A 22,953-nucleotide genomic window follows, 5' to 3' on the forward strand; every position below is an offset into this window, starting at 1 on the left:
AAACTGCTATATAATGAGGATGATAAAATATAAAGGATTGGTATGTTTTTTTCTAAAGAGAAAAACAGGCAAATGGATGATAAAGACGCGCAAATTCGCTCCTTGCAGAAGAAATTAGATATTTACAAACAGCTCGTGGAATTATGCGCTTACGAAGGGTTGATCGGAGTTAAGGATGGTAAAGTCGTATTCAAGAGTGGGGCTGTGGCTGGGGCAGAGGATTTGGAGCAGAGGGCGGGCGCTCTGACACAGGTTGATAAGGATTTTAATTTCAATAACCGCCTTTATAAACTCAGGAGTAAATGTGTTGAGGACACATTCTACTATGCTTTAAGTCGGGATTTTGAAACTCTGGTGGAATTTGGAAAGGATAACATCTTTAACATCTATTACAATAGCATGAAATCTGGCGTGGAAGGAATCCAGCAAACTTTACAGAGTATTCTCGAGGACTCCAATACTCTAGTAGAAGGGGCCAGCAATGGTAGTAAGCACTCTCAAGAGACTTTAAAGCAGGTGGCTAAGACGAGCGAGAAGATTGATACTCTCTATGATAAAATGCAAAACGCCATCGTGCTTGCTGATTCCCTCAACCAGCGCAGTAGCGAAATTACCCAAGTTATTTCTCTTATCGATGATATTGCTGAACAAACGAATTTATTAGCCTTGAACGCTGCCATTGAAGCTGCGCGCGCAGGTGAACATGGAAGAGGTTTTGCTGTGGTAGCTGATGAAGTACGTAAATTGGCCGAAAAAACCCAAAAGGCTACCAAGGAGATTGCCGTGGTAGTTAAATCCATGCAACAAGAAGCTAGTGATATCCAAAGCAACACACATGACACCAATGGTATCGTGGGAAGTATTAAAGACGATGTGAGCAATATACAAGTTTTTGCACATAATAATAAGATCGTGGCCAATGCGGCATTGTTTTCCATTGAAAATTCTAACAACCGCGCTTTTTGTGGATTGGCCAAAGTGGATCATATTGTCTACAAAAGTAATCTTTATGGTTTGGTTTTTGGAGTGCCCAATGCCTTTAAGGTCATCAATGGTAGCGAGTGCCGTCTGGGTAAGTGGTACCATGAAGGCAAGGGTAAGGAGCATTTTTCTAACACGCCTAGCTATCGCGCGCTGGAATCTTGCCATAATGGGGTGCATAACGAGGCCAATGCCTTGGCTAGTCTGCTCAAAGAATCTGATAAGGCCACTCCTAGTAATATTGAACATGGAATCCGTGCAGTGGAGCAGCACGCTCAGGTTGTGCGCGACACCATTGATAAAATGTTTCATGAAAAACAAGATGAGCTCAATCAGAAGGTTGCTGCGCTGCTTGCAGAGATTAAAGAAGTTTCCGAGCACTGATTGGCGCCTTATACATCTGCGCTGCGCGCGCTTGAGCGTGCGCACCTATATCGAAAACGCCATCTCTACTCCCCTCATTTGATTGACTTTGCCTCCAATGACTATTTAGGTTTGAGTGCGCATGCTCAGCTCCTGGAACAGACTTTTGAAAAAGTGCGCACACACACATGCCATGCCCCCAAAGCCTCCATGTTGCTCAATGGCTACCATCCCTTGCATGTAGAGCTTGAAGAGTTTTTACGCGCGCATTTAGGTTATGAAGCTTGCTTATTGGTGGGTAGTGGCTTTTTGGGCAATATTGCTTTGATCGATGCGTTAGTGCGTAAGCAAGATGCGCTTTTCATGGACGCACACTATCATGCCAGTGGGCAATTCTTGGCCAAAAAAATGCCCAATGCCTACTTTTTTACCCATAATGATGTGCAGAATCTGTCTCAACAACTTCAAAAATACCGCAAACAGCATGCCAAGGGACGGATTTTTATCGCCATTGAGGGGGTGTACTCAATGGAAGGACAAGTTGCCCCCAAGGAATTTTACCACCTAGCCCAAGAGTATGAGGCCTACTTGATTTTAGATGAAGCCCATAGCTTGGGTGTCCTAGGGCAGGATTTAGGAGGGTACTTGAGCTATTATCATTTAAAACCATTTCCTCGTCTCATTGTCCTAGGCACTTTATCGAAGGCCTATGGGAGTTATGGGGCTTTCATTGGAGCGGATATACAAGTGGTAGAATTTTTATGCAACCGAGCCAAGAGTGTCATCTATACAACGAGTCTATCCTTGTTGGATAGTGCACTGGCTTTAGTGCATCTGCAATATCTCTATGCGCATTTGTCTAATTATGTTGCCATGCTAGATCGCATGCGCGCCCTGTGTGCGCAAGTGTTGGGCTTTAGCACGCCTAGCAATATCTTAACACTTTCCTTTTCAGATGTACAATCCCTCCTAAAGGTGCATGCAAAGTTGCTCGAGCAAGGTTTTCTATGCGCCCCTATCCGTCCCCCGACCACTCCAAAACCTCTCCTGCGGGTATCTTTGAATATACAGCCTCAAAACACCTTAGCAAAACTAGATGCCTTGTGTACTTCTTTAGAAAGCGCATTGCACGACGCGTGATTAACCACCAGTGGACGGACTTAGTGACGCACTCCTCACAGCTGAAAGCTTGTGGGCTTTAGCACGCCGGTAACAATATTGCAGATATGGAAAGCAATCAGTGTGAAGGGGCGTTATTAGCCAGCTGAACGCGTTGGATAAGGAGGTTTTTGACTAAACTGGGCTGATCTACACCTAAGATAATGTTGCGCGCTAAGCAGGCTTCTTCAAGCGTGGTCGGACATTCCCCATGAACTCCATCGTTACGGATTTTTCTAAATTTATTCAGCAATTCACCCATGCGGGTGAAATGAAAATGAGAGAAATAATCTTCGTATTGGGTGAGCTTGTGAGTCAACAGAATTTGATAGGAGAATAAGGTAGGCTTGTGCTTATCTAGATCAGCCAGCGTACACGTATTCCTGTGTGAAAGGGGATAATTTACACTTAACACTTCAGGGTGGTCTATACAGATGCGTGCCACCACACTTTGGATAAATAAAAAGAGCTCCTGTTCCAACATCTTGGAGTATTTAGCAACGACACTGCCAAAGTCATAAAGGGGGTCCTGCTTGTTATGTTGGTATTCCAGCTCGGCGTATACAATATTCTCTAAACTCATATGGTGCATCGCATGGGTGAGTTGTTGGCCGAAGACAAATTGAATTAAATACTTGCGGGTGTCAATGAACTCGTCCTCTTTAAACACATTGGGGTAGTGAAGTTGTCCATCGTCAAAGTGATCAATCTCGTTTTTCATATCGATGATCAGAGGGTAAACATAGTTGCTGCCATAGATAGCAAAAGTATGGGAGCCGTAATTAGGGGTGGTAAAATTTGGAAGGTAGTGCCTGCGCACCTCTTCAAAATCATTTCTAACCAATTCCCTAAGGTCAGCAAGAATAAACCAATGTTCCACTTCAATCCGATCATTTTTGTAATAGTATTCTGGGGCTCTAGCTTGGGTGAGCGTGGTTTCTACTCCAACCACTTTAGCGACAAACAAGTTGGCATAATCGCTCAAAAAAAGTTGTAAGGTATGGTTGGGGTTGGTTTGTGCATAGATAGCCTCCAGCATTGGGGTGTACTGATTCACAATGTTTTTAGATTTTGGCTTGAGCTTGCCAAAGGCAACTTTCTTGTCTTCTTTCAGAATCGCCAAATGATCCTTGATCACACTTTCATTGTAGTAGGGATTATAGAGAATGAGTAAATGGGACATGGAAAACCTCTCCTTGTGATTTTTCAGTCTTATCTTTCAATGAAAACTAGTCATGAGCAGAGTAACATACCTGTCTATCAAAGTCCACAAGAGGTGGAACTCCAGTGCAAGCACAGATTAGACCCGCAGAAACAAAGTGCGCCGCACGCTTCGCGCAGATCAATGTGTTACGCTTGCTTACGCACTTCTGTAATACTCTTGCCTCCCAAGCCGTAATTATCCGTATCAACTTCTTCGATGATCACCACCGTAGACGCTCTATTTCTATGCGCCACTCGGGCCAACAAGTCTGTAACTCCCGCAATCAACGCTTCCTTTTGCTCTTTAGTAGGCCCATTTTCTTTCGTGATCTTAATATTGACAAAGGGCATGGAAACCTCCATTGTAAAGATTACAAGTAATCCGAAGCATAATCCGTTCCTGCAAGCTGATCCGTTCAGGTTCGCAAGCTTTGGCACATAGGTGGCAAAAATGGCATTTTTGTATTATAATGTGCCCTTCATATACGAACATAAGGAGTTCTTGTGAGTCATGCATTCTTGAGTTTGGATTCTGTGCACGCGCTCTTGCACCGCCGTTTTTCTTCTAAGAAATTTGACCCCCATTACCACCTACCCAAAGAGCTGTTGGAGGAAATCCTCGAAGCGGGTAGACTAGCCCCCAGCTCTTATAATACACAGCCTTGGGAATTCTTGGTCTTACAGGGTGCGCTAAAAAATCAACTCGTACCTCATGTTTACTACAATGATCAACTAGTGCAAGATGCCAGTGCTCTAGTCGTCGTAGGTTATATGCATCCTAGCGCACTCAACGCGCATTATCTGACAAGTTTTTGCAAACCTCAATACCACGAACGGGTGGTCAATGGCCTCAACGCTCTTTTTAAAACCAAGTTTCGGGGTGATGAAAAACTGATTGATGCCTATCTCAAAGAACAATGTTATATTGCCGTGGGGCAAATGTGCTTGAGCGCTACCTTATTGGGAGTGGATACATGTATTTTAGAAGGGTTTGAACCTGAGGCAGTCAAGCGCGTGCTCAGTGCACATTGCAATCCACCTAAAATTGCCTGTCTGATTGCTCTTGGCAAAACAGCTATGACTATTACCCGCAAGGCGCGTAAGTCTAAAGAGAGCACCATTAAGTGGCTTTGACAAAATACATTGGATTTTTTGTTTTTTTGTTGCTGCTAGGTTGTTCAGATCAGAAACATAAAGATGATCAGGGGCAAGCTCCTCAGAAAGCTGACATGTCTGCTCCAAAAGTCCCTAAAGTCTGGGAGTTTTTAGACCAAAAAAGCGGGCATATCCATCTTGAGCACACGCCAAAGGGTTTGAGTATCCAATCCTTAACCCCTGCACCCATGTTAGTAGCATTTTTAAGTCTAGACTCTCAGTTTGCGCCCTATAGTGCACTACTTAATCACTTGGAGAGCATGTTCAAGGGAATGCGGTTTGTGGCCGTGTTAGATAAACCCTATCCTCAGGAACAATTTGAAAGCTATGTGAAAGCGCATGCACCCAAGTTTATCTTGCTCAATCCCACCAGCGATCTTGGGACTTTAAGCATGGTGTTGCAAACAAGTACTTGGACACTACCCTACTTTTTACTTTATAGCCAAAATGGTGTTCTGCAGCAAAGCTATCGCGGTGCAATTGTAGAGGAAATGCTGACCAAAGACATTCAAGACTTGCTAAAGAGGTGAGTTGTGTTTAACTTTTTCAAGAAAACTGTGCAAAATGTCGCCTCTTTGTTAAAAAGTAAGAGTGTTGTCTTCAACAAGGAGGAGCTGGAGGAAATCTTGATTGCCTTTGATGTGCAATACGATCTAGTGGAGAGCTTATTACTCCATCTCCCCGAACAAGTCAAGCGTAATCACTTGGAGGTTGCGTTGATGCGCTTCTTGCGTAAAGAAAGTTACTATGACAAAGTGACTCTCAAGAGTATAGAAACGCGTCCCCTTGTAGAGTTAATCGTGGGTGTAAATGGCGCAGGTAAAACAACTACCATCGCTAAACTTGCACAGCAATACCTACGCCAGAAGCAAAGTGTGATCTTAGGAGCGGGCGATACCTTTAGAGCTGCGGCCACCAAGCAATTACAATTGTGGGGGGAAAAGTTGGCACTGGAGGTGATCAGCGCTGCTCCTAATAGCGATCCTAGCGCGCTGGCCTATAACACTATTCAGGCAGGAATTGCGCGCCGTGTCGATCATATTCTTATCGACACGGCGGGGCGTTTGCACAACCAAACCAATCTCAAAAATGAATTGATTAAAATTAGTAAGGTTTGTAGTAAGGCTCTTAATGGAGCACCCTACTACAAGTTGTTAATTTTAGATGGTACCCAGGGAAGTTCAGCCTTAGAGCAAGCTCGGGTATTTCATGAAAGTCTTGATCTAGATGGAGTGATTGTAACTAAGTTAGATGGCACAAGCAAGGGGGGGTGTATTTTGAGCATTCTCTACGAGTTGCAATTACCCATTTTGTATTTAGGGCTGGGTGAAAAAGCCTCCGATTTAGTTGTCTTTGATGAACAAGCGTATGTGCAAAACTTACTAGATGCCATCTATGGCTAAACGCACGCGTGTCTTTGAGTGCCAACATTGTGGTTTTAGTAGCCCCAAATGGATGGGCAAGTGTAGTAATTGCCAAAGCTGGGAGAGCTTTGTAGAGCTCGCTTCTGATGCGCAGGTGCGTTTTAAAAACGCTAATAGCGTGCCTGAAAATGCGGCCGTGCGCATTACAGAGGTGGAATATGAAAGCGTGGTGCGCTTTAGCTCCACGCAAAGGGAATTAGACATTGTTTTAGGGGGGGGAATTGTCCCGGGGGGATTGTATCTTGTGGGCGGAAGTCCGGGCGTGGGGAAGTCCACTCTGCTCTTAAAGGTTGGGGGAGGGTTGGCTTTGCAGGGGCATAGAGTGTTATATGTGAGCGGAGAAGAGAGCGCGGGACAAATTCGCCTGCGTGCAGAACGCTTAGATTGTATGCAAGAGGATTTGTTTTTACTCAACACCATCGACCTAGAACAGATCAAGGCACATCTATGCACACAAACCTATGGTGTGTGTGTCATCGACTCGATTCAAACACTCTATTCTAGCAATATCGGCGCAGCTCCAGGCTCAATCTCGCAGGTACGCGAAAGCACCTTTGAACTCATGCGCCTAGCCAAACAGCAAAATCTAGCGATCTTTATCATCGGACACATCACCAAAGAGGGTTCTATCGCGGGACCTAGAGTGTTAGAACACATGGTAGATAGCGTGCTCTACTTTGAAGGGGACCCTAGTAAAGAATTGCGTATCCTGCGTAGTTTTAAAAATCGCTTTGGGGCAACTAGCGAGGTGGGGATTTTCCAAATGCGCTCAGAGGGTTTAGTGAGTGCTAAAGAGGCTTCTAAACTTTTTTTCTCGCAACAAGAGAGTTTAGCAGGCAGCGCTTTAAGCGTAGTGTTAGAGGGGTCCAGGGCATTGATTTTAGAAATCCAAGCCTTGGTGTGTGAGAGTAATCTCAATAATCCTAAGCGTTTAGCTACGAGCTTTGATACTAATCGCTTGCACATGCTCTTAGCTTTGCTAGAGAAAAAACTAGAAATCCCCTTGAATCGCTACGATGTCTTCATCAATGTTGCAGGTGGCATTAAAATTACTGAAACAAGTGCGGATTTAGCGGTGATTGCGAGCATTCTTTCCAGCTTAAGAGAACGCCCCATTAGCAATAAAACCGCCTTTATTGGAGAAGTGAGCTTGAGTGGTTCGGTGCAGGAAGTGCCTGATATCAATATGCGTATCAAAGAAATGGAAAACTATGGTTTTCTCAAGGCGATTGTGCCCAAAAAACCTACATTGGCAACGACCATCACATGTTATGAAACAGCAGAAGTGTCCAAAATTTTGGAGTGGATGTAGCGCTGTTTGGGACTAGCAGAACTTTAATTACAAGGCAATAGACTACTTAATGATTTGTGAGATTGTCTTAAAGTTAGGGTGTGTGTAGGTTTGCATGCACTCAAAGGCAACCATCTCTATGCTCACAATATGCACCCCGCGATTTTGTAAATCTGTCAGGGCAAGCTTCTTATTGTGCGTATCGCGAGAGCTAGTGCAATCTTCTAAAACACTCACGGTAAAACCTGCTTGCAAAAAATCCTTAGCGCTTTGGTAGACGCATACATGTGCCTCAATGCCCAGCAACACCAAGTGGGCTTGGGGTGGCAACATGGATATAAGCACAGGAGCTGCGCTAAAGTGTTCTTTGACATAGGGACTACCAAAAAAAGCTCGTAGAGGTGTTATGCTTGAACCCAGCTTAATCGGATTTTGTTCGGTAGCGTGGATGGGCAGTTTTAAAATTTGAGCAATGCGCAGAAACTTCAGACAATTAGCCAATAGTATATCAGACTCTGCCATGGCGGGGAGCAATTTTTCTTGTATATCAATCACAATAACATGAGGCATGCGCAATCCTTTTTGAGCCAATTCTACCATCGATACCCTAATGAGGCTGAAAAAATACGCAATTGCCCAATATTTTTGGATTGGTAGTAGCTATCACGATTGCTTTTAAAGGTGAATGTGCCTCCCCAACCAATGTCAAAACCCCTAAAATTGTATTTGGCTCCAAAAGCAATAGAGTAGCCATTGGAATCGGGGATTCCAATGGCATCTTGGGGGCTGGGAGCTTGATCGAAGCTCAATGCGCCCATTAGGCGCAAACTTCTACCCATGTAGGTTGTGCCAATCCTAAAGGTATTGGTATCGCGCCACCCATTGCCCATGTTCATCACTCCGCTAAAATCTGCCAAACCCACCATTTCTTTAAGCGTAGACGCGCTCAAAAACTGCACCGTGCCCCCTATGCCTTGATAAGATGCGTTGGCAAAGTCAGGGGTTACTAAAAACTTATTCCCCTGGGACCAAAAAGTGCGCTCATACACACCCTCCACCCGCAGGCGGTGCTTGAAAAACTCGTGCGCGTAAGCGATGTTGATCACCTGGGGTAGAGAAACATTGATATTTAAGTGTCCCCTAGTGAGCACATTCCCTAGACTTGGTCCTAGCTTAGTGAGCGCAGTTAATCCCCCCCGCATATTAAAGGTCACACTGCTGTTATAGACGACAGAAAACATGCCGCTCTCAAACACGCGCATGCTCGCCCCGATCTTATACCCCCCTCCCCACGAACTTCCATTACTTTCTTGAACGACTTGGGAAGTGCCATAGAGGTCTGAAACTGCTTTTTCTAATCCGCTATAGCGCATAATCTGTTTGAGGCCGTTGTAGTAGGTTTCGCACACTGGGCTATTTTGATCCATAGTAGCGGTGCATTGTTCAGCAGGACGATAACCGATGCTGGCTAATTGGTCGCGCATGGAACTGGGCACTTGCTGGCTAAAAACATTATTGGGCAAGCCTACAATCTGGCTGCCTTTGAGCGTAGATGCGCCATGCAGGGGCACATAGACGGTGTTATTAAATTTGCCTGTCGCATAGAGCCCACGCCCACTCACTCCTACAGAAAAGCGATCGCTAATGGTATAACTCACACTAGGGGCAAGCTCGACCATCATGATAAAGACATTTTGTAAAAACTCTCCCCCCTGCCCATTCCACTTCATTCCCAAGCCAGAGGGAGCGGTAAAACTCCCCCCGAAGGTGAAGCCATTATGGTTGCGTGTCTTGTAAAAGAATTTAGGTAGTACGAAATTAGTCGTGCCCGTCCACCCGCTTACTACCTGCGCGCTGGGCATGGAGGCCACTGTCGTCACCTTTTTGCTAGTCAGTCCTTCCAGACTATTGATCAGCTCTTTGAGAGCGGGAATGCCTCCATCAATGAGTTTCTGGGCTGCAGAGGTGGCGACCCCTCCTAGGCCTAGAATATTGATGATGGCTGCATTATTGCGCTGACCACCCATCACTAAACTGGTCGTGGAATATAGGCCTTGGTTGGTGCTAGGAACCATGAACTTAAAAGCAGGGATATTGATCACGGTGCTGGTCACTTCAAACTCGCTCTCATTCTCGCCCCAATCATTGTCAAAACCCATGTTAGCGGGGTTATAATAGGCTGCATCCGCGCCCCGTGCTCCAGCAATATAAGCAGAATTGAGCGCAGTGCCGTTCAAACTTTGCTCAGAAATCTTAAAACCATTGGCCTGTGCCAGCACAGGTGCCAAAACTACCAGTGATCGCCACCACAAATGCACACGAGCCTCACTTAAGGATGGTATTGTTGAATCACAATTGCCGTGCCCGTGCTCATGTTTTGGAAGAGGATTTTATCGGGTTTACGCTCATAGAAGATCAGTTCACCATTTTGCATAAAACGCTGGATAACAGCACCACTGGGTTCAATGCGTTTGCCAACACCCTGGAAAATATCGCGCCCCAGCACAATATCATCAAAAAGGTCGCCATAACTCACTTTCCCGAAGAGATCCCTAGCCGCACTCCACTTCGCCGAACAAATGCCAGAAAAGCAGAGGTAATTTTTCTTAATCAAAATCTCCCCTGCCTTCTTGCTCAGCTGGTAGAGCACAATCCGCAGATCGCCCTCTTTAGTGTGCTCAATCGTCCCATAATCGTAAAAACGCAACACGGGTGTATAGATGTAGATAAGTTTAAATTGTTCCAAAGCTTTTTTACGCGCGGCCTCCGCCTCTTGTTTGCGTTGCGCCGCGCTCTTGGCGATAAACAATTTCTTGTGAGTACTCTTAGGCTCGGGAGTTTTTGGCTTTTTGTGTCCACAAGAAACTAAAAAAAAACCTAGAAAAAGCACCCCCAAAATCTGCAGGGTGCGCTGCCACTTAACTAGCAAAGCGATCACGCAACAAGGCTATCCTCTTGCCTGGTTGAAGACACTGTACCAAATGCGCCCATCTAACTTGAGCTCCATGCTCACTTGACATAGCCCATCTTTATAGATGGTCTCGGTAATCTCCGCATTGCGAATCAAGGCATTGACCTTGGTTTTAATCACGGAATTTTGCAAGATCATATCTTTCACCGTATCGGTGGCATTCACTCTAATCCCATACATTTTTTCGCCTAATTGGCGGTAACCGTCCACGATTGCCGCGCGCTTAGCTAGAGCCAAAGCCTGAGAAGGAGAAATTGTAGACTCTGGAGCCACTCCCATACCCACTGCACTCAGTTCGATCACATTGGTAGGCGTGAGAATAGGAGTATTGGGCACCATGGCCGGTGTCCCCCCTCCACTAGAGAGATTCCCCTGAGAAGAATTATCAAAGCGCGTCTCAATCTGAGGTTGAGGCTTAGGGAAAGCGGGCATGGGCGGCTTGCTGGTGCTGTTAAAGGTAGTTGGAGGATAGATGGGAGCCTGCAACCCTGTAGCGGAGGGGGGGATGAGCTGAGTCGTGCCCGCTCGTTTGAACATCCCACAACCCGCCACTGCAAGGGCTAACCCTATAGATGCACATAGGGGGACGATTCTCAAACTCTCAGCACCGCCACCCACACACGCCTTTCTCTTCATCCTGATAACCTTTAAGTAATTTAGCCCGCCAGTATAGCATAAAAACCCTAACTACGCCTGAACGCTTTTGGCTTTGGGCTTTAAACTCCTTAGTACCCATGTGCTATAAGTCCCTGAAAAGATATAGAGCAGAGTGAAGACTCCCAACAAACCCTGATACCATAACAAAGGTAGCACAGCCAAGAAATCCACGCTACCTTTGGCAAAACCTAGCAAAATGAGCATCTGCGCACCATAAGGAATTAGGCCCTGAAAAATGCAAGAGAAAATATCTAAAATCACCGCCCCCTCGCGTCGATCCACTCCAAATTTTATGCTGATCTTTTTAGCGATTTCCCCCACGATCACGATTGCCACCGTGTTATTAGCCACCGCTAAATCTACCACACTGACTAGACCCGCAATGCCCACTTTCGCGCTTTTAGGACCTATGATCAATTTTTCTATCTTGGAAATCACCCATGCTACCCCACCTTCTCTAGTAACCATGAAAGCAATTCCGCCTGTTAGCATGGAGAGGAGGAAAATCTCTTGCATGCCAGAAAAACCATTGTAAATTTCCTTGCCAAAGCCCAAGAGTGTGAAATTGCCATAGTAAAGCCCGATTGTTCCAGAGAGCAAAATCCCTACAAAGAGCACTAGAAAGACATTAAGACCTAGAAGAGCTAATACTAAAACACAAACATAGGGTAGGGTCTTGACAAACTGGAAATCATGGGTACCCAGCTGCGCTACATTCTCTGGCCGTCCATAGATCAAGAGTAAAACAATGGTCAGTAAACTTGCTGGCAGAGCGATGTAGAGATTGATTTTGAATTTATCCTGCATCTCCACGCTCTGGGTGCGCGTACTTGCAATCGTCGTGTCTGAGATGATGGAAAGATTATCCCCAAACATCGCCCCTCCCATCACGGCTGCTAGGGCTAATGCCATAGAGAGCCCGCTCTGTTCAGCCAAACCTACAGCAATGGGTCCAAGAGCAACAATGGCACCCACACTGGTGCCTATGGCTGTGGAAATAAAAGAGGCGATCACAAACAAACCAGCTGCTAAATACTCTACGGGAATATAGGTAAGTCCTAGATTGACCGTGGAATCCACCCCGCCCATCGCCTTGCTCACCACGGCAAACGCCCCAGCTAACAGGTAGATCACGCACATGGTCATGATGTTCTTATCTCCACAGCCGGCTAAAAAGTCATCAAATTTCTGATTGAGATCACTCTTGAAGAGCAAAAACGCTGTGGCGACTCCTACACTCGCGGCAACAGGCCCTGGGAGCTGGTAAAAGCCCATTTTAGTCCCGGTCAACTCTAAATAAATACCCGCGCCCAAATAGACAACGATAAAAACTAAAAAGGGAACAAGACCTAGCGCGCTAGGTTGGGGGTTGTAAGTATCCTGTTTAAACTCCTGCATGTATATCCTTTGTGCGTGAAATGGGTGTAAAAGAAAAGGTCACCCATGCACATCAGATCGCTAAGGTGCAAAGAAAAACGCCTAGCTCTCTGTGCCACGACAAAAGACACCATGAAAACCCTTTCGCAAGTTGGGATTGACGGCGAAATCCTAACACAAAGAAACTTTAATTAAGCTGGGATAAAAACCATCCCCCACGCGCGTGGGGGACAACAACCCTTAGTCTTGGTTGTTACTATTTTGGCTATTGTTGCTGTTCTGGCTATTTTGGCTGTTTTGATTCTGACTATTGTTGCTGCTACCACAGCCACAGCCACCGCTATAGCTGCTGTTATTGGTGTCACAGCTATTATTGTTGTTGTTCATAGCACTCTCCTTACTTTGTATTTGGAGAACTTTATATCTCCATGCTCGCATTATAGTCAAATTTATTTTAAATTATTCTCCACAAATGTCTGGCTCCATGCATTTAGTTGTGTTTTGACCTGTGCATGGTGGTCTGCAAATTCTTGATGCGCATGGGGTCCCACATAATTACTGACACAAAACACCCCCATACTAGGGATTTGAAATGCCTGTCCTACACTGAGGACGCTGAAAAATTCCATATTCTCCAGTAAAATGCCCGCGTTTTGCATCTGTTGTGCAAAGGCGCAATCTGTATGGATGTAATTACTGGAGTTGACTTTAGCGCTGGGTAAAATTATCGATTCAAAAAGCGCACTCTGCACCTCTAAGCAATTATCCAGGGGTGTATAGCTACGACCTTGTGCAAAACTCTGCTCAATTTGGTAGGCCTCCTGGCTCTTAAAAAAACTCAGGAGAGGGGTTTCTTTAGAATACGCCCCTGCGCTGCCTATGAAGATTAGTTCTGCAGGTCTTTCGAGTAGACACAATCTAGTGAGAGAGATGGCGCTTTGCACAAGTCCCACTCCAATGCTCCTAACCCCTAGTAAACTTTCACTCTTGCCTGCACACACAAGCATGGTCGCCCTTTTTAAGCAGTTATTAGACTATTTTATACTAAAGTTGCCCACAATGAAAGCCAAAGACGCTTCGCCGTTTAAAAAAGCCTTTAGAGACCTCCAGAGAGACAATGTCAAGATCACCTTGGCGGTCGTATTTGTCGTTTGTATTGCAGGGATGGCTCTTGTTCTAGGGCATGCCAAGATTCATCTCCCCTTACTTGCGTTGGCCACTGTGGTGGGAGGGTACATGGCGATGAATATCGGAGCCAACGATGTCGCCAATAATGTGGGGCCTTTGGTGGGTTCCCAAGCAATCACTTTGGGTATGGCCATCTTGTTGGCGGCTATCTGCGAGGTTCTAGGCGCAGTGCTAGCGGGCGCAGATGTGGTGCAAAGCATCAAGGGCAAGATCATCAACCCTGCTCATATCCAGGATAGCGTCGTATTTGTTGGCATGATGCTCTCAGCTCTACTTTCTGGGGCACTGTGGTTGCACTTAGCTACAGCGATTGGTGCGCCTGTTTCTACCACGCATTCCATTGTAGGTGGAGTGCTGGGGGCAGGCTTGATGGCTGGGGGTATGAAGGTTGTGGAATGGCGTTTTTTGGGGGGTATTGTGGCTAGCTGGGTCATTTCTCCCCTGATGGGAGGAGGCATCGCGATGGGCTTGCTAGCTGTTATCAAACATGTATTGAGCGATAAAGAGGATAAGAAGCAAGCGGCTCTGTATGCCATGCCTGTGCTGGTTGCGCTGATGGGTGCGGCGTTTTGTTGGTACATGCTTGCCAAGGTTTTGAATAAGCACATGTCCTTGCTTGCGTGGCAAGAAGTCGCCTTGAGTGGCGTGCTAGGGTTATTCACTTGGAAACTCTTTAAGACTTATGTGCATAATAGGCTTCCTCATTTGGAGAATACCCGTGAAAGTGTGCACACCCTCTTCACCTATCCTCTGATCTTTGGGGCGGCCTTGTTGAGTTTTGCCCATGGAGCTAATGATGTTGCCAATGCTGTGGGGCCTCTGGCAGCCATCGTGCAAAGTCTGCAAGAATGGGGCAACCATACCATTCCCACTAAAGCTTATGCCCCCACATGGATTATGTTTGTGGGAGGCATGGGGATTGCGCTTGGGTTGAGTTTATACGGCCCCAAACTCATCAAAACCGTGGGGAGTGAGATCACCGAGTTGGACAAGATGCAGGCTTTTTGTATTGCGATGGCAACTGTAATCACCGTGCTCTTTGCCTCTAAATTGGGCTTGCCTGTGAGCTCGACACATATTACCATCGGAGCGGTTTTTGGAGTGGGTTTTTTACGCGAATTCTTGCAAAGACGCACTTTGCAAACCCGTCAAATGATTTTAGATGCGCATGTCGGGGAGGATGCTAGCGTAATTAAGAATTTCTTAGAGCGGTTCGAGAAGGCCAACCCTAAGCAGAAAAAAGAAATGTTAGCCTATCTAAAAGCCCTCAAAAAGGATAATAACACGCTAGAGTATTCCATTGGATTAAGCAAGAAGGAACGCAAGACATTGAAAAAAGCTTATAAAAGTGAGTTGGTCCAACGCTCTGTCATCAAGAAAATTATCACGGCGTGGCTAGTAACTGTGCCTATTTCTGCCCTCTTGGGGGCATTGGGCTATTATCTAATTGATCTCTTTAATATTGTAGAACGGCTTTAAAATGGGTGTTAGTCGCACACTCACTCGAGTTTTCCATCTCTAAGGAGAGCCCTTGGGGCTTTACGAACCGCTTTTAATGTTCACGCTAGCATTGTTGTTGGTGTTACTCAATGCGTTTTTTGTGCTCTCGGAATTTGCCATTGTCAAGGTGCGCCGCTCCAAGCTTGAAGAACTGAGTTTGCATAATAACCAGAATGCTGTCTTGGCTCTCAAAATCAACGCTTCTTTGAACACCTATTTGAGCGCAACCCAATTGGGAGTCACACTCTCTTCCTTAGGTCTTGGCTGGTTAGGAGAGCCTGCTATCGCGCACTTTATCACGCTATTTTTGCAAAAATGGGTACATTTTGAGAGCCTATACATCGTGGTGCATAGTCTGAGTGTGGCAATCGCCTTTAGTTTCATCACTCTTTTGCATGTGATCTTGGGAGAAATCGTGCCTAAATCTATCGCCATCGTGCGCTCGGAGAGTGTGGTGCTTTGGATCGCACGCCCCCTGCACGCCTTTTGGCTTATCTCCTACCCCATTGTAAATCTCTTTGACTTCTTAGCCAAGATTGTGCTCAAACTCTTTGGGATCGAACCCCAGCACGATAGTACGCATTCTGAAGAAGAGTTGAAGATCATCGTAGGAGAAAGCCTGAAGGGGGGGGTGATTGATTTTGTCGAAGAAGAAATTATCAAAAATGCCGTGGACTTTTCTGACACGAGCGCCAAAGAAGTCATGACTCCTAGAAAAGACATGGTGTGCATTGACTTGAAGTGCTCTTATAAGGACAATATTCAAATCATGCTCAAAAACCCTTTTACGCGCTACCCGTGCTGTGAGGGCAATAAGGACAATATTTTGGGTCTTGTCCACATTAAGGATGTGCTTTCGGCTTCTCTACTCGATTCGGAAGATATGCAAAATTTTAGGCATTTGCTCAAAGAGATGCTCATCGTGCCTGAGAGTGCGTCTATTTCTCAAATCTTACTTAAAATGAATAATAAACGGGTCTACACCGCCTTGGTTGTAGATGAATATGGAGGTACTTCCGGCCTACTCACAATGGACGACATCATTAAGGAGATCATGGGTAATATCTCAGACGCGCATGACTTGAGTAAAGAGGGCATTAAACGCCTAGATGAGAATACTTTTGAGTGCGATGGCATGGTGGATTTGGAAAACATGGCAGAGTTGCTTAAGATCAAATTCGATCCTGATTACGAGCAGGTAACCTTGGGGGGGTATGTTTTTAGTTTGCTGGAGCGCTTGCCCGAAGTGGGCGATGTAGTGGGCGATGCACATTGTATCTTTGAGGTGTTGGACATGGACAAGGCGCGTATCAAAAAACTCAAGCTAATGAAGAAGAATCTTTGATAAGGTGGGCAAAGTGAAACAGAGGATCATCACATACCTGGCTTGCGTGCTTTGCATGGGGGGTTTACAGGCTCAGGAGTTAACACTCTCTGAAATGCGCCCTTCTGGGGTTTCTCTTAGACAAGCATGGAACATGGTCTTGGCTAATTACGATGGGATTAAAGCGCAGGACTATGCAGAACAAAAGGCTAAAAAACTCAACACAGCGGCCAAACTCTCTTTTTTGCCCCAAATTGACTTGAGCGCCTTTTATGTCCATTTGGCTAAACCCATCGAAATGAACCCCATCAGTAGTGGCAACCATGCTAAAATCCAGGAATTTGTCGGGGGGCTTAAGCATGTTTTAAACCAACCTCCCTTGCAGGCACTAGGAGGAGGTGCACTCGCTCAGGGAGCTTCTAGCATGCTGGGAGCTTTGGGTCAACCTCTGCTTTTTTCTAAAGAGAATGTCGTTTTGGGAGCATTGAGTATCGTTTATCCCCTTTACATGGGTGGGGCCCGTTTCTACATGAATAAACTTGCTTCTTTAGCACATAAAGAATCTGTGGAAGTTTCGCGCCTCAAGCGGCTTTCCACTTTCCAAGAGTTGGTAAAAGTTTACTATGGCTTGGTGCTAAATAGGGAAGTGCTAGCCGTGCTCCAAGATGTAGAACAGGGGCATTTAAAACACTATCAAAATGCCCTGAAACGCCAGCAAGCAGGGCAAATCGCGCGTGTAGAAGTGCTTAGTGCCTCCGTTGCCTATGAAAAAAGCAAGATCAAAACCATGCAGGCTAGAGATGCCCTTGAAGTTTCTACACTAGCATTTAGCACCATTTTGTCTAAACAAGATGCTACAAAAGTGCATTTCACCCCCACAGCTAATCTAAACATCCGTCCCAAGAATTTACCCCATCTCAATTTTTTTATACAAGAGACCTTGAGTTCTTATCCAGCGCTTAGAAGTCTTGCCCTCAAACAAAAAAGTGCACATGAAATGGTCAAACTCGAGGTTTCTAAATTTCTCCCTCATTTTAATTTCTTTGGGGCCTATCTGATGAAACAAAATAATTCTACCCTGACGGACATGGTCCCCGAATGGTTTGTGGGTGTGGGGGCGCGCTTGCCCATTTTAACCCCCACAGGGCGCATCATGCACTACCAAGCTGCTAAGATCGATGAGCTTCAAACCAATGCGCTCCAAAGTCAAGCCAAAAAGGACATGGAGCTCTTGGTGCACAAAACCTATCTACAATGCCAGTCTTACCTAAGAGAGTATCAAAGTCTTAATATCAGTATTGAGCTGGCTAAAGAGAACCTTAAGTTACAAGAAGAGGCGTTTAATCAGGGCATGGGCACAAATGTTTTAGTGATTGATGCGCGCAATTCGCTCTCAGGGATTTTAGTCGAACAAAAAACGAGTGCGTTTAAATACTTGAGTGCGTTGGTGGACTTGATGGCTCTTGGGGATCACATCGATCTCTTCTACGATTACGCGCATTAGGAATCAGCATGGTAACCTCGCAAAGACGATCTTTAACTCTCTTTATTGCTCTTCTGTTTATTTTAGGCATTCTAGGGTGGCTAGGCACCCTCTACTACCAAGCCTATAGCCATAGAGTCGAACGCTTGCAGGGGTTCATTGAGGCGCGAGAATACAGCGTGAGCTCTAAACTGGCTGGGCGCATTGAGAGCGTGGCAGTTAAAAAAGGGGATCAAATTAAAAAGGGCGATCTAGTTTTTAGCATCCACAGCCCCGAAGCCGAGGCTAAACTTTTACAAGCCAGCTCAAGCCATAAGGCAGCCCAAGCCCTGCGCGATGAGGTCTTAAAGGGAAGCCGTAGCCAGACCATTAAAAGTGCGCGCGATGTCTACCAAGCTGCCAAAGCCCAAAGTAATTTAGCTGAGGAAACCTATAGACGCGTGCAGGAACTCTATGACAAAGGTGTAGCAAGCCTGCAAAAACGCGATGAAGCCTATGCCGCATTTCAAAGTGCAAACTACCACAAACAGGCTGCTTTTGAGCAGTACCAGCTTGCGCGCGAGGGGGCTAGTCATGAGAGCAAAATTGCCGCCAAAGAAAAGGAACAGGCTGCTCTAGGACAACTTAATGAGGTGCAGGTATTTTTGCGCGATAAAAACGCGTATAGTCCCATTGATGGGGAAGTGAGCAATGTGTTGCTCTATAGTGGAGAATTAAGCCCTAAAGGATTTCCCGTTGTCTTAGTAACCGACACCGCACACGCGTGGCTCAACCTCAGCGTGCCTGAAAAATATTTGAGCAAATTTAGCGTAGGCTCTGTATTTAAGGGTTATGTGCCTGCTTTAGATCAGACTTTGGACTTCAAAGTTACCTATGTAAGTGTGATGGGGGATTTTGCTACATGGAAGAGCACAAGCGCGAGCAAGAGTTATGACATGCGCTCCTTTAGCATTGAAGCAACCCCTTTAAGTGAGATAGCACGCTTACGGGTGGGCATGAGCGTGTTGGTCAACCCCTAATGTGGCAGACATTAAGAGAAGACAAATTTACATGGATTTTGTGCTTGGGCGCACCCTTTTTCTTATGGGCGATCATGGTGGGAGTGTTTTATAGAGAACTCCCTACCAAGCTACCTATTGGGATCGTGGATTTGGATCACAGCCATTTGAGTCAAGAGATTATCAGTGCTCTCAATGCAAGCAGTTATCTTGACCTGCAACATTTTTACCCCTCTTTGAGCGATGCCAAAGCAGATTTAGATCGTAAAAAAATTTATGGGGCTGTGGTGTTCTCTAAAGGTTTAGAACGCCACATCAAGCTACGCATTAAAACCCCCGTTGTGCTGTATTACAATGCCGAGTTTGTGTTGGTGGGTAAGGCGATAGCTAGCGCGTTCACCCAAACCCTCATGACCTTGAATGTAAAAAATGATGTTGCCACCAATTTAGGCACGCAGGGCGATCTCAACACCGCCAAAGCTCTAGCCTTCCCCCTACATGCCAATATTCACCCTCTCTATAACGAAACTAATAACTACGCGCAATTCTTGCTAGGGGTGATCTTGCCCTGCATGTGGCAAATCTTAGCGGCGTTGGGCATGCTCAATCTGCTAGGGCATGCCCAAAGTCTTAAACAAGCTCTCAGCGTGTTGTGGCTGAATACGCTGATTTTTAGTCTCTGGGGTGCACTGATGCTGGGATTTTTAAAGCCCTATTACGCACATTTATGGGTGCTCTTGGGCGGGGTAGTGCTCATGGTACTGAGTGTTTCCAGTGTAGTTTTAGCCCTGTATGCCTTGCTGGGCGATCCCATTAAAAGTGCTTCAGCCATTGCCGCCTATACCGCTCCCTCGCTCGCCTTTGTGGGAGTTACCTACCCGGTGAGCAATATGGGCGTGTTAGGAGAATTTTGGGGTTCTTTATTGCCAGTGAGTTATTTTATCAAGGTTTTAATTGCCCTATCCACTTACAGCGATAGCCTAGTGCTGGCATGGCAATCTCTGCTCAAAATGGGCTTCTTTCTTCTATTTTTACCTTTGGGGTTGTGTCTGTGGTCTTTGAAAGAGAAAAGAGCATGCACGCGTTTTTAGAAGAATTTAGAACCATTTTCGCCCACGCGGGAGTGCGCTTTATCATTATTGTAGGCCCTCTCTTCTATGCTTTTCTCTACCCCCTACCCTACAAAAACGACATTGTAACGCGCCAAAGCGTGGCACTGGTGGACATGGATCAGAGCACTCTCTCAAGGCGTTTGATTGCTATGTTAGAGAGCGCACCGGGTATTCACATTGCTCATTTTCCTAAATCCCTACAAGATGCCAAAAAATTACTCGAAGAAGAGAAAGTCTTTGGGATTATTTTAGTGCCCGCTTTTTTTGAGCGCGCCATTTATACCAGCACCCCCGTGCATGTAGAACTCTACGCCAACGCCAATTATTTCTTAATCTATGGTGCGATTGCCAATGCAAGCATAGATGTGCTTAACGCTTTAAGCGACGCGATCAAAACCCATAAAAGCCTTTTTGAAGCCCAGATTGCCAAAGAACATAATTTACTTTCCTTACAAACTATTCCCTTGTATAACCCCTCAGTGGGTTACCTCAACTATGCGATTGCCAATGTATTTATCTTTATTTTACATCAAACTTTGCTCATCGGGGCGAGCATGCTTACCTGTGCGCAAGCGCGTTTTATTCCCCATTTTTTCGGGGCTCTCAGTCTTGTTTGGGTGCGTTGCCTCTGCTTTAGCGTAATCTATATCTTTTTAGCCCTGCTTTATTTTGGGGTGCTCTTCCCCTATTATGGTATCCATATCCATGCTAACCCCTCCGCTTTATTGGGGTTTACATCCCTATTTCTCATGGCTACGGCAAGCTGCGGAGTAGTTTTAGGCACTTTTTTAAGAAAGCCCATGCAAGCGACTCAAATTATTTTACTCTCCTCCTTGCCCCTAGTATTTATGGTGGGTTTTATTTGGCCCTTAGAACTTTTGCCATCCTTTCTACATGCGCTTTTGCAAATCGTGCCTGCCTACCATGGCATTTCTGCAATGGTCATGTTCAACCAACTAGGTGCGCCCCTGCAAACCACTTTACCCCATTGCATTGCCTTAGTGGGGATTTTAATCTGCGCCTCTCTGCTAGGAGCATGGCGACTCTCTAGAAATAATCATGAAACTCGCACTTAAAGAAGCCTTCCCCCATACCATACCCATGCTATTGGGTTTTATTTTGGTGGGAGCAACCTTTGGGGTGTTGGTGCAGCAGGAGGGGTATGGCTTTTGGGTAGCCATGTTTATGAGCCTTTTTATCTATGCGGGGGCGGTGCAATTCTTAGTGGTGGGACTCTTAAGTGTGCACGCAAGCCTACTCAATATCTTTCTGTTGGTGGCTTTACTCAATGCTCGTCAGATTTGCTATGCCATCTCTATGCTTGAACCCTTTAGTAAAACAGGGGGGCGCATTTACTACCTAGCCCACACGCTTACGGACGAAACTTTCATGCTTTTAAGTTTTGCCAAGCCTAAGCAGAGCACGCAGGAGGATTTTACGCTTGCCATTGCCCTGCTCAATCAAATTTATTGGGTCGCGGGTACAGCACTAGGAGCGATCTTAGGAGATGGGTTTAGCCTCAATGTGGAGGGCATCTCTTTCATTGTTGTGGGGACCTTTTTGGTAATCTTTATTGAGCAATGGAAGAGCACCAAACGCCATGCCCCTGCTCTCATCGGATTTTTCAGCGCGTTGGGCTGCTTTATCCTCTTTGGTAAGGTGCATTTTCTCTTGCCCACTTTAATTCTCATGGTAGGTCTTTTTATCATGTTTAAAAGGCGTTTAGAATGAGCGATTTGTATGTTTGGGGAGCGTTGATCATCGCAATGGGGACAACCTACTTGATCCGTGTTTCTCCCTTTTTACTTTTTAATGCCAAACGCCCAGCACCTAAAATGTTACTCTATTTGGGGCGTGTGTTAAGTTTGGGGGTGGTAGGCATGCTCATTGTCTATAGCCTTAAGGATACGCCCTTTTCTAGTTCACCTTATGGCCTTAATGAGGTGTTAGCAGCGGGAAGTGTCGTGATCTTGCATCTGATGTTTCGCGTGTTTGCACTCAGTGTGATAGGGGGCACAGCACTCTACATGGGATTGGTGCAAAGCAAAATACTCAATGGTCTATTTTAGAATTTGTAAAGATACATGCAATTGAACATTAAAGAGGTTTCAAAGCGCTCAGAGGCGAGCAAGGTTTTGTTTGTGGGCAAGAGTTTGACTCCTAGTTCAATGCGGTGTTTGGTATAAAGGGTGAGTGTGATGCCTCCCTGGGCGATTAGGCCTGCGGTGTAGATAAAGTGTTTATCTTTGAGGCTAAAATTAGCGTTATCGGCATAAAGCACAGCCCCCATCCCCACTCCCCCATAAAGGCCCAAAAAGTGTTTATATGAGTGTGATAGACTGATTTCTAGGGGTATTTCCAGTCCTATACTCACCACTCCGTAGAAAGAATTGGAAGGATTGTACTTGGAACGCCAGTTAACCCTGGAGGTGGCCAAATCAAGCGCTAAAAAGCCCCGCAAGCCGATATAATTCCTGAAAAAAGTTTGCAATCCCCCTTTAACACTCAAAATAGCCGGAAAACTCTCTAATTTAGTATTTTTATAGTCCTTTTTGATGTTGATGACTCCAAAACCCATGCCAAAATACCCCCCATTTTTCATTTTCAGCTGCTGGTACTGATTGTAAAGACGCGCGTAAGTATCTTGTTCTTGTAGCCATCTTTCCTGTGCGCCCAAAGCGATCTCTAAACTCCAGCTCAACAAGACAACCCGCACACACCTCAAATCCACTACCCATTATGCTTTTATTGTATAATAGCACACAGAC

General features: G+C 45.7%; 23 protein-coding genes. 14 read left to right on the plus strand and 9 right to left on the minus strand.

Annotation, left to right across the window (positions count from 1 at the left end):
* Positions 1 to 42: 42 nt before the first annotated feature.
* Positions 43 to 1,365, plus strand: a complete 1,323-nt coding sequence (locus tag KCO92_RS07710; RefSeq protein ID WP_104695015.1) for a methyl-accepting chemotaxis protein — start codon at positions 43 to 45, stop codon at positions 1,363 to 1,365.
* Positions 1,366 to 2,484 (plus strand): aminotransferase class I/II-fold pyridoxal phosphate-dependent enzyme, encoded by a 1,119-nt coding sequence (locus KCO92_RS00380; RefSeq protein ID WP_104695014.1) that lies wholly within the window; start codon positions 1,366 to 1,368, stop codon positions 2,482 to 2,484.
* A 97-nt stretch (positions 2,485 to 2,581) separates the two neighbouring features.
* On the opposite strand, the gene KCO92_RS00385 is transcribed toward KCO92_RS00380, so the two are convergent.
* Together KCO92_RS00385 and KCO92_RS00390 are read right to left on the minus strand one after the other, a co-directional pair.
* Positions 2,582 to 3,685: an HP0729 family protein gene (locus KCO92_RS00385; protein ID WP_104695013.1), complete on the minus strand. Its 1,104-nt coding sequence runs from the start codon at positions 3,683 to 3,685 to the stop codon at positions 2,582 to 2,584.
* 167 nt (positions 3,686 to 3,852) lie between these two features.
* Positions 3,853 to 4,056: a 2-hydroxymuconate tautomerase family protein gene (locus KCO92_RS00390; protein ID WP_104695012.1), complete on the minus strand. Its 204-nt coding sequence runs from the start codon at positions 4,054 to 4,056 to the stop codon at positions 3,853 to 3,855.
* 153 nt (positions 4,057 to 4,209) lie between these two features.
* On the opposite strand from KCO92_RS00390, the gene KCO92_RS00395 reads away from it, so the two are divergent.
* The 4 genes from KCO92_RS00395 to radA all read left to right on the plus strand — a co-directional run bounded on the left by KCO92_RS00395 (position 4,210) and on the right by radA (position 7,596).
* Positions 4,210 to 4,839, plus strand: coding sequence for an NAD(P)H-dependent oxidoreductase (locus tag KCO92_RS00395; RefSeq protein ID WP_104695011.1), 630 nt, complete (start codon positions 4,210 to 4,212; stop codon positions 4,837 to 4,839).
* A gap of 95 nt (positions 4,840 to 4,934) precedes the next feature.
* Complete coding sequence (locus tag KCO92_RS00400; RefSeq protein WP_233710421.1) at positions 4,935 to 5,390, plus strand: hypothetical protein; 456 nt, start codon at positions 4,935 to 4,937, stop codon at positions 5,388 to 5,390.
* Between the two features lie 3 nt (positions 5,391 to 5,393).
* Entirely contained in the window at positions 5,394 to 6,263 is an 870-nt protein-coding gene (gene ftsY, locus KCO92_RS00405; protein ID WP_104695010.1) for a signal recognition particle-docking protein FtsY, read from the plus strand.
* Positions 6,256 to 7,596, plus strand: a complete 1,341-nt coding sequence (gene radA / locus KCO92_RS00410) for a DNA repair protein RadA (protein WP_104695009.1) — start codon at positions 6,256 to 6,258, stop codon at positions 7,594 to 7,596. Before ftsY ends, radA begins: the two co-directional genes overlap by 8 nt.
* A 42-nt stretch (positions 7,597 to 7,638) precedes the next feature.
* Here radA and KCO92_RS00415 read toward each other — a convergent pair whose 3' ends face one another.
* The 6 genes from KCO92_RS00415 to KCO92_RS00440 all read right to left on the minus strand — a co-directional run bounded on the left by KCO92_RS00415 (position 7,639) and on the right by KCO92_RS00440 (position 13,587).
* Positions 7,639 to 8,145 (minus strand): isochorismatase family protein, encoded by a 507-nt coding sequence (locus tag KCO92_RS00415; RefSeq protein WP_104695088.1) that lies wholly within the window; start codon positions 8,143 to 8,145, stop codon positions 7,639 to 7,641.
* 23 nt (positions 8,146 to 8,168) lie between these two features.
* Positions 8,169 to 9,893: an OmpP1/FadL family transporter gene (locus tag KCO92_RS00420; protein ID WP_233709784.1), complete on the minus strand. Its 1,725-nt coding sequence runs from the start codon at positions 9,891 to 9,893 to the stop codon at positions 8,169 to 8,171.
* A gap of 11 nt (positions 9,894 to 9,904) precedes the next feature.
* On the minus strand, positions 9,905 to 10,474 hold the full coding sequence (locus KCO92_RS00425; protein ID WP_104695086.1) for an HP0838 family lipoprotein: 570 nt from the start codon (positions 10,472 to 10,474) through the stop codon (positions 9,905 to 9,907).
* Positions 10,475 to 10,522: 48 nt separating this feature from the next.
* Positions 10,523 to 11,083, minus strand: coding sequence for an LPP20 family lipoprotein (locus tag KCO92_RS00430; RefSeq protein WP_233710425.1), 561 nt, complete (start codon positions 11,081 to 11,083; stop codon positions 10,523 to 10,525).
* Between the two features lie 150 nt (positions 11,084 to 11,233).
* Entirely contained in the window at positions 11,234 to 12,601 is a 1,368-nt protein-coding gene (locus KCO92_RS00435; protein WP_104695007.1) for a Na+/H+ antiporter NhaC family protein, read from the minus strand.
* 428 nt (positions 12,602 to 13,029) lie between these two features.
* Entirely contained in the window at positions 13,030 to 13,587 is a 558-nt protein-coding gene (locus KCO92_RS00440) for a nucleoside phosphorylase-I family protein (RefSeq protein ID WP_104695006.1), read from the minus strand.
* Between the two features lie 52 nt (positions 13,588 to 13,639).
* On the opposite strand from KCO92_RS00440, the gene KCO92_RS00445 reads away from it, so the two are divergent.
* The 8 genes from KCO92_RS00445 to KCO92_RS00480 all read left to right on the plus strand — a co-directional run bounded on the left by KCO92_RS00445 (position 13,640) and on the right by KCO92_RS00480 (position 22,254).
* Positions 13,640 to 15,247 (plus strand): inorganic phosphate transporter, encoded by a 1,608-nt coding sequence (locus KCO92_RS00445; RefSeq protein ID WP_104695005.1) that lies wholly within the window; start codon positions 13,640 to 13,642, stop codon positions 15,245 to 15,247.
* Positions 15,248 to 15,323: 76 nt separating this feature from the next.
* Positions 15,324 to 16,613 (plus strand): hemolysin family protein, encoded by a 1,290-nt coding sequence (locus KCO92_RS00450; RefSeq protein ID WP_104695004.1) that lies wholly within the window; start codon positions 15,324 to 15,326, stop codon positions 16,611 to 16,613.
* Between the two features lie 55 nt (positions 16,614 to 16,668).
* Entirely contained in the window at positions 16,669 to 18,096 is a 1,428-nt protein-coding gene (locus KCO92_RS00455; RefSeq protein WP_104695085.1) for a TolC family protein, read from the plus strand.
* Positions 18,097 to 18,104: 8 nt separating this feature from the next.
* Complete coding sequence (locus KCO92_RS00460; protein ID WP_104695003.1) at positions 18,105 to 19,094, plus strand: HlyD family secretion protein; 990 nt, start codon at positions 18,105 to 18,107, stop codon at positions 19,092 to 19,094.
* Between the two features lie 44 nt (positions 19,095 to 19,138).
* Positions 19,139 to 20,164, plus strand: coding sequence for an ABC transporter permease (locus KCO92_RS00465; RefSeq protein WP_233710418.1), 1,026 nt, complete (start codon positions 19,139 to 19,141; stop codon positions 20,162 to 20,164).
* Positions 20,065 to 21,261 (plus strand): ABC transporter permease, encoded by a 1,197-nt coding sequence (locus KCO92_RS00470; RefSeq protein WP_247598866.1) that lies wholly within the window; start codon positions 20,065 to 20,067, stop codon positions 21,259 to 21,261. Before KCO92_RS00465 ends, KCO92_RS00470 begins: the two co-directional genes overlap by 100 nt.
* Positions 21,245 to 21,916, plus strand: coding sequence for an AzlC family ABC transporter permease (locus KCO92_RS00475; RefSeq protein ID WP_199766147.1), 672 nt, complete (start codon positions 21,245 to 21,247; stop codon positions 21,914 to 21,916). The genes KCO92_RS00470 and KCO92_RS00475 overlap by 17 nt, the downstream gene beginning before the upstream one ends.
* Positions 21,913 to 22,254 (plus strand): branched-chain amino acid transporter permease, encoded by a 342-nt coding sequence (locus tag KCO92_RS00480; RefSeq protein WP_104694999.1) that lies wholly within the window; start codon positions 21,913 to 21,915, stop codon positions 22,252 to 22,254. The genes KCO92_RS00475 and KCO92_RS00480 overlap by 4 nt, the downstream gene beginning before the upstream one ends.
* Here KCO92_RS00480 and KCO92_RS00485 read toward each other — a convergent pair.
* Positions 22,251 to 22,916 (minus strand): outer membrane beta-barrel protein, encoded by a 666-nt coding sequence (locus KCO92_RS00485; RefSeq protein ID WP_233709787.1) that lies wholly within the window; start codon positions 22,914 to 22,916, stop codon positions 22,251 to 22,253. The two genes, KCO92_RS00480 and KCO92_RS00485, sit on opposite strands and share 4 nt — an antisense overlap.
* Between the last annotated feature and the right edge of the window lie 37 nt (positions 22,917 to 22,953).

The sequence above is a fragment of the Helicobacter salomonis genome (genome assembly GCF_017979425.1).
In the GTDB taxonomy this organism is placed as follows: Bacteria; Campylobacterota; Campylobacteria; order Campylobacterales; family Helicobacteraceae; genus Helicobacter; species Helicobacter salomonis.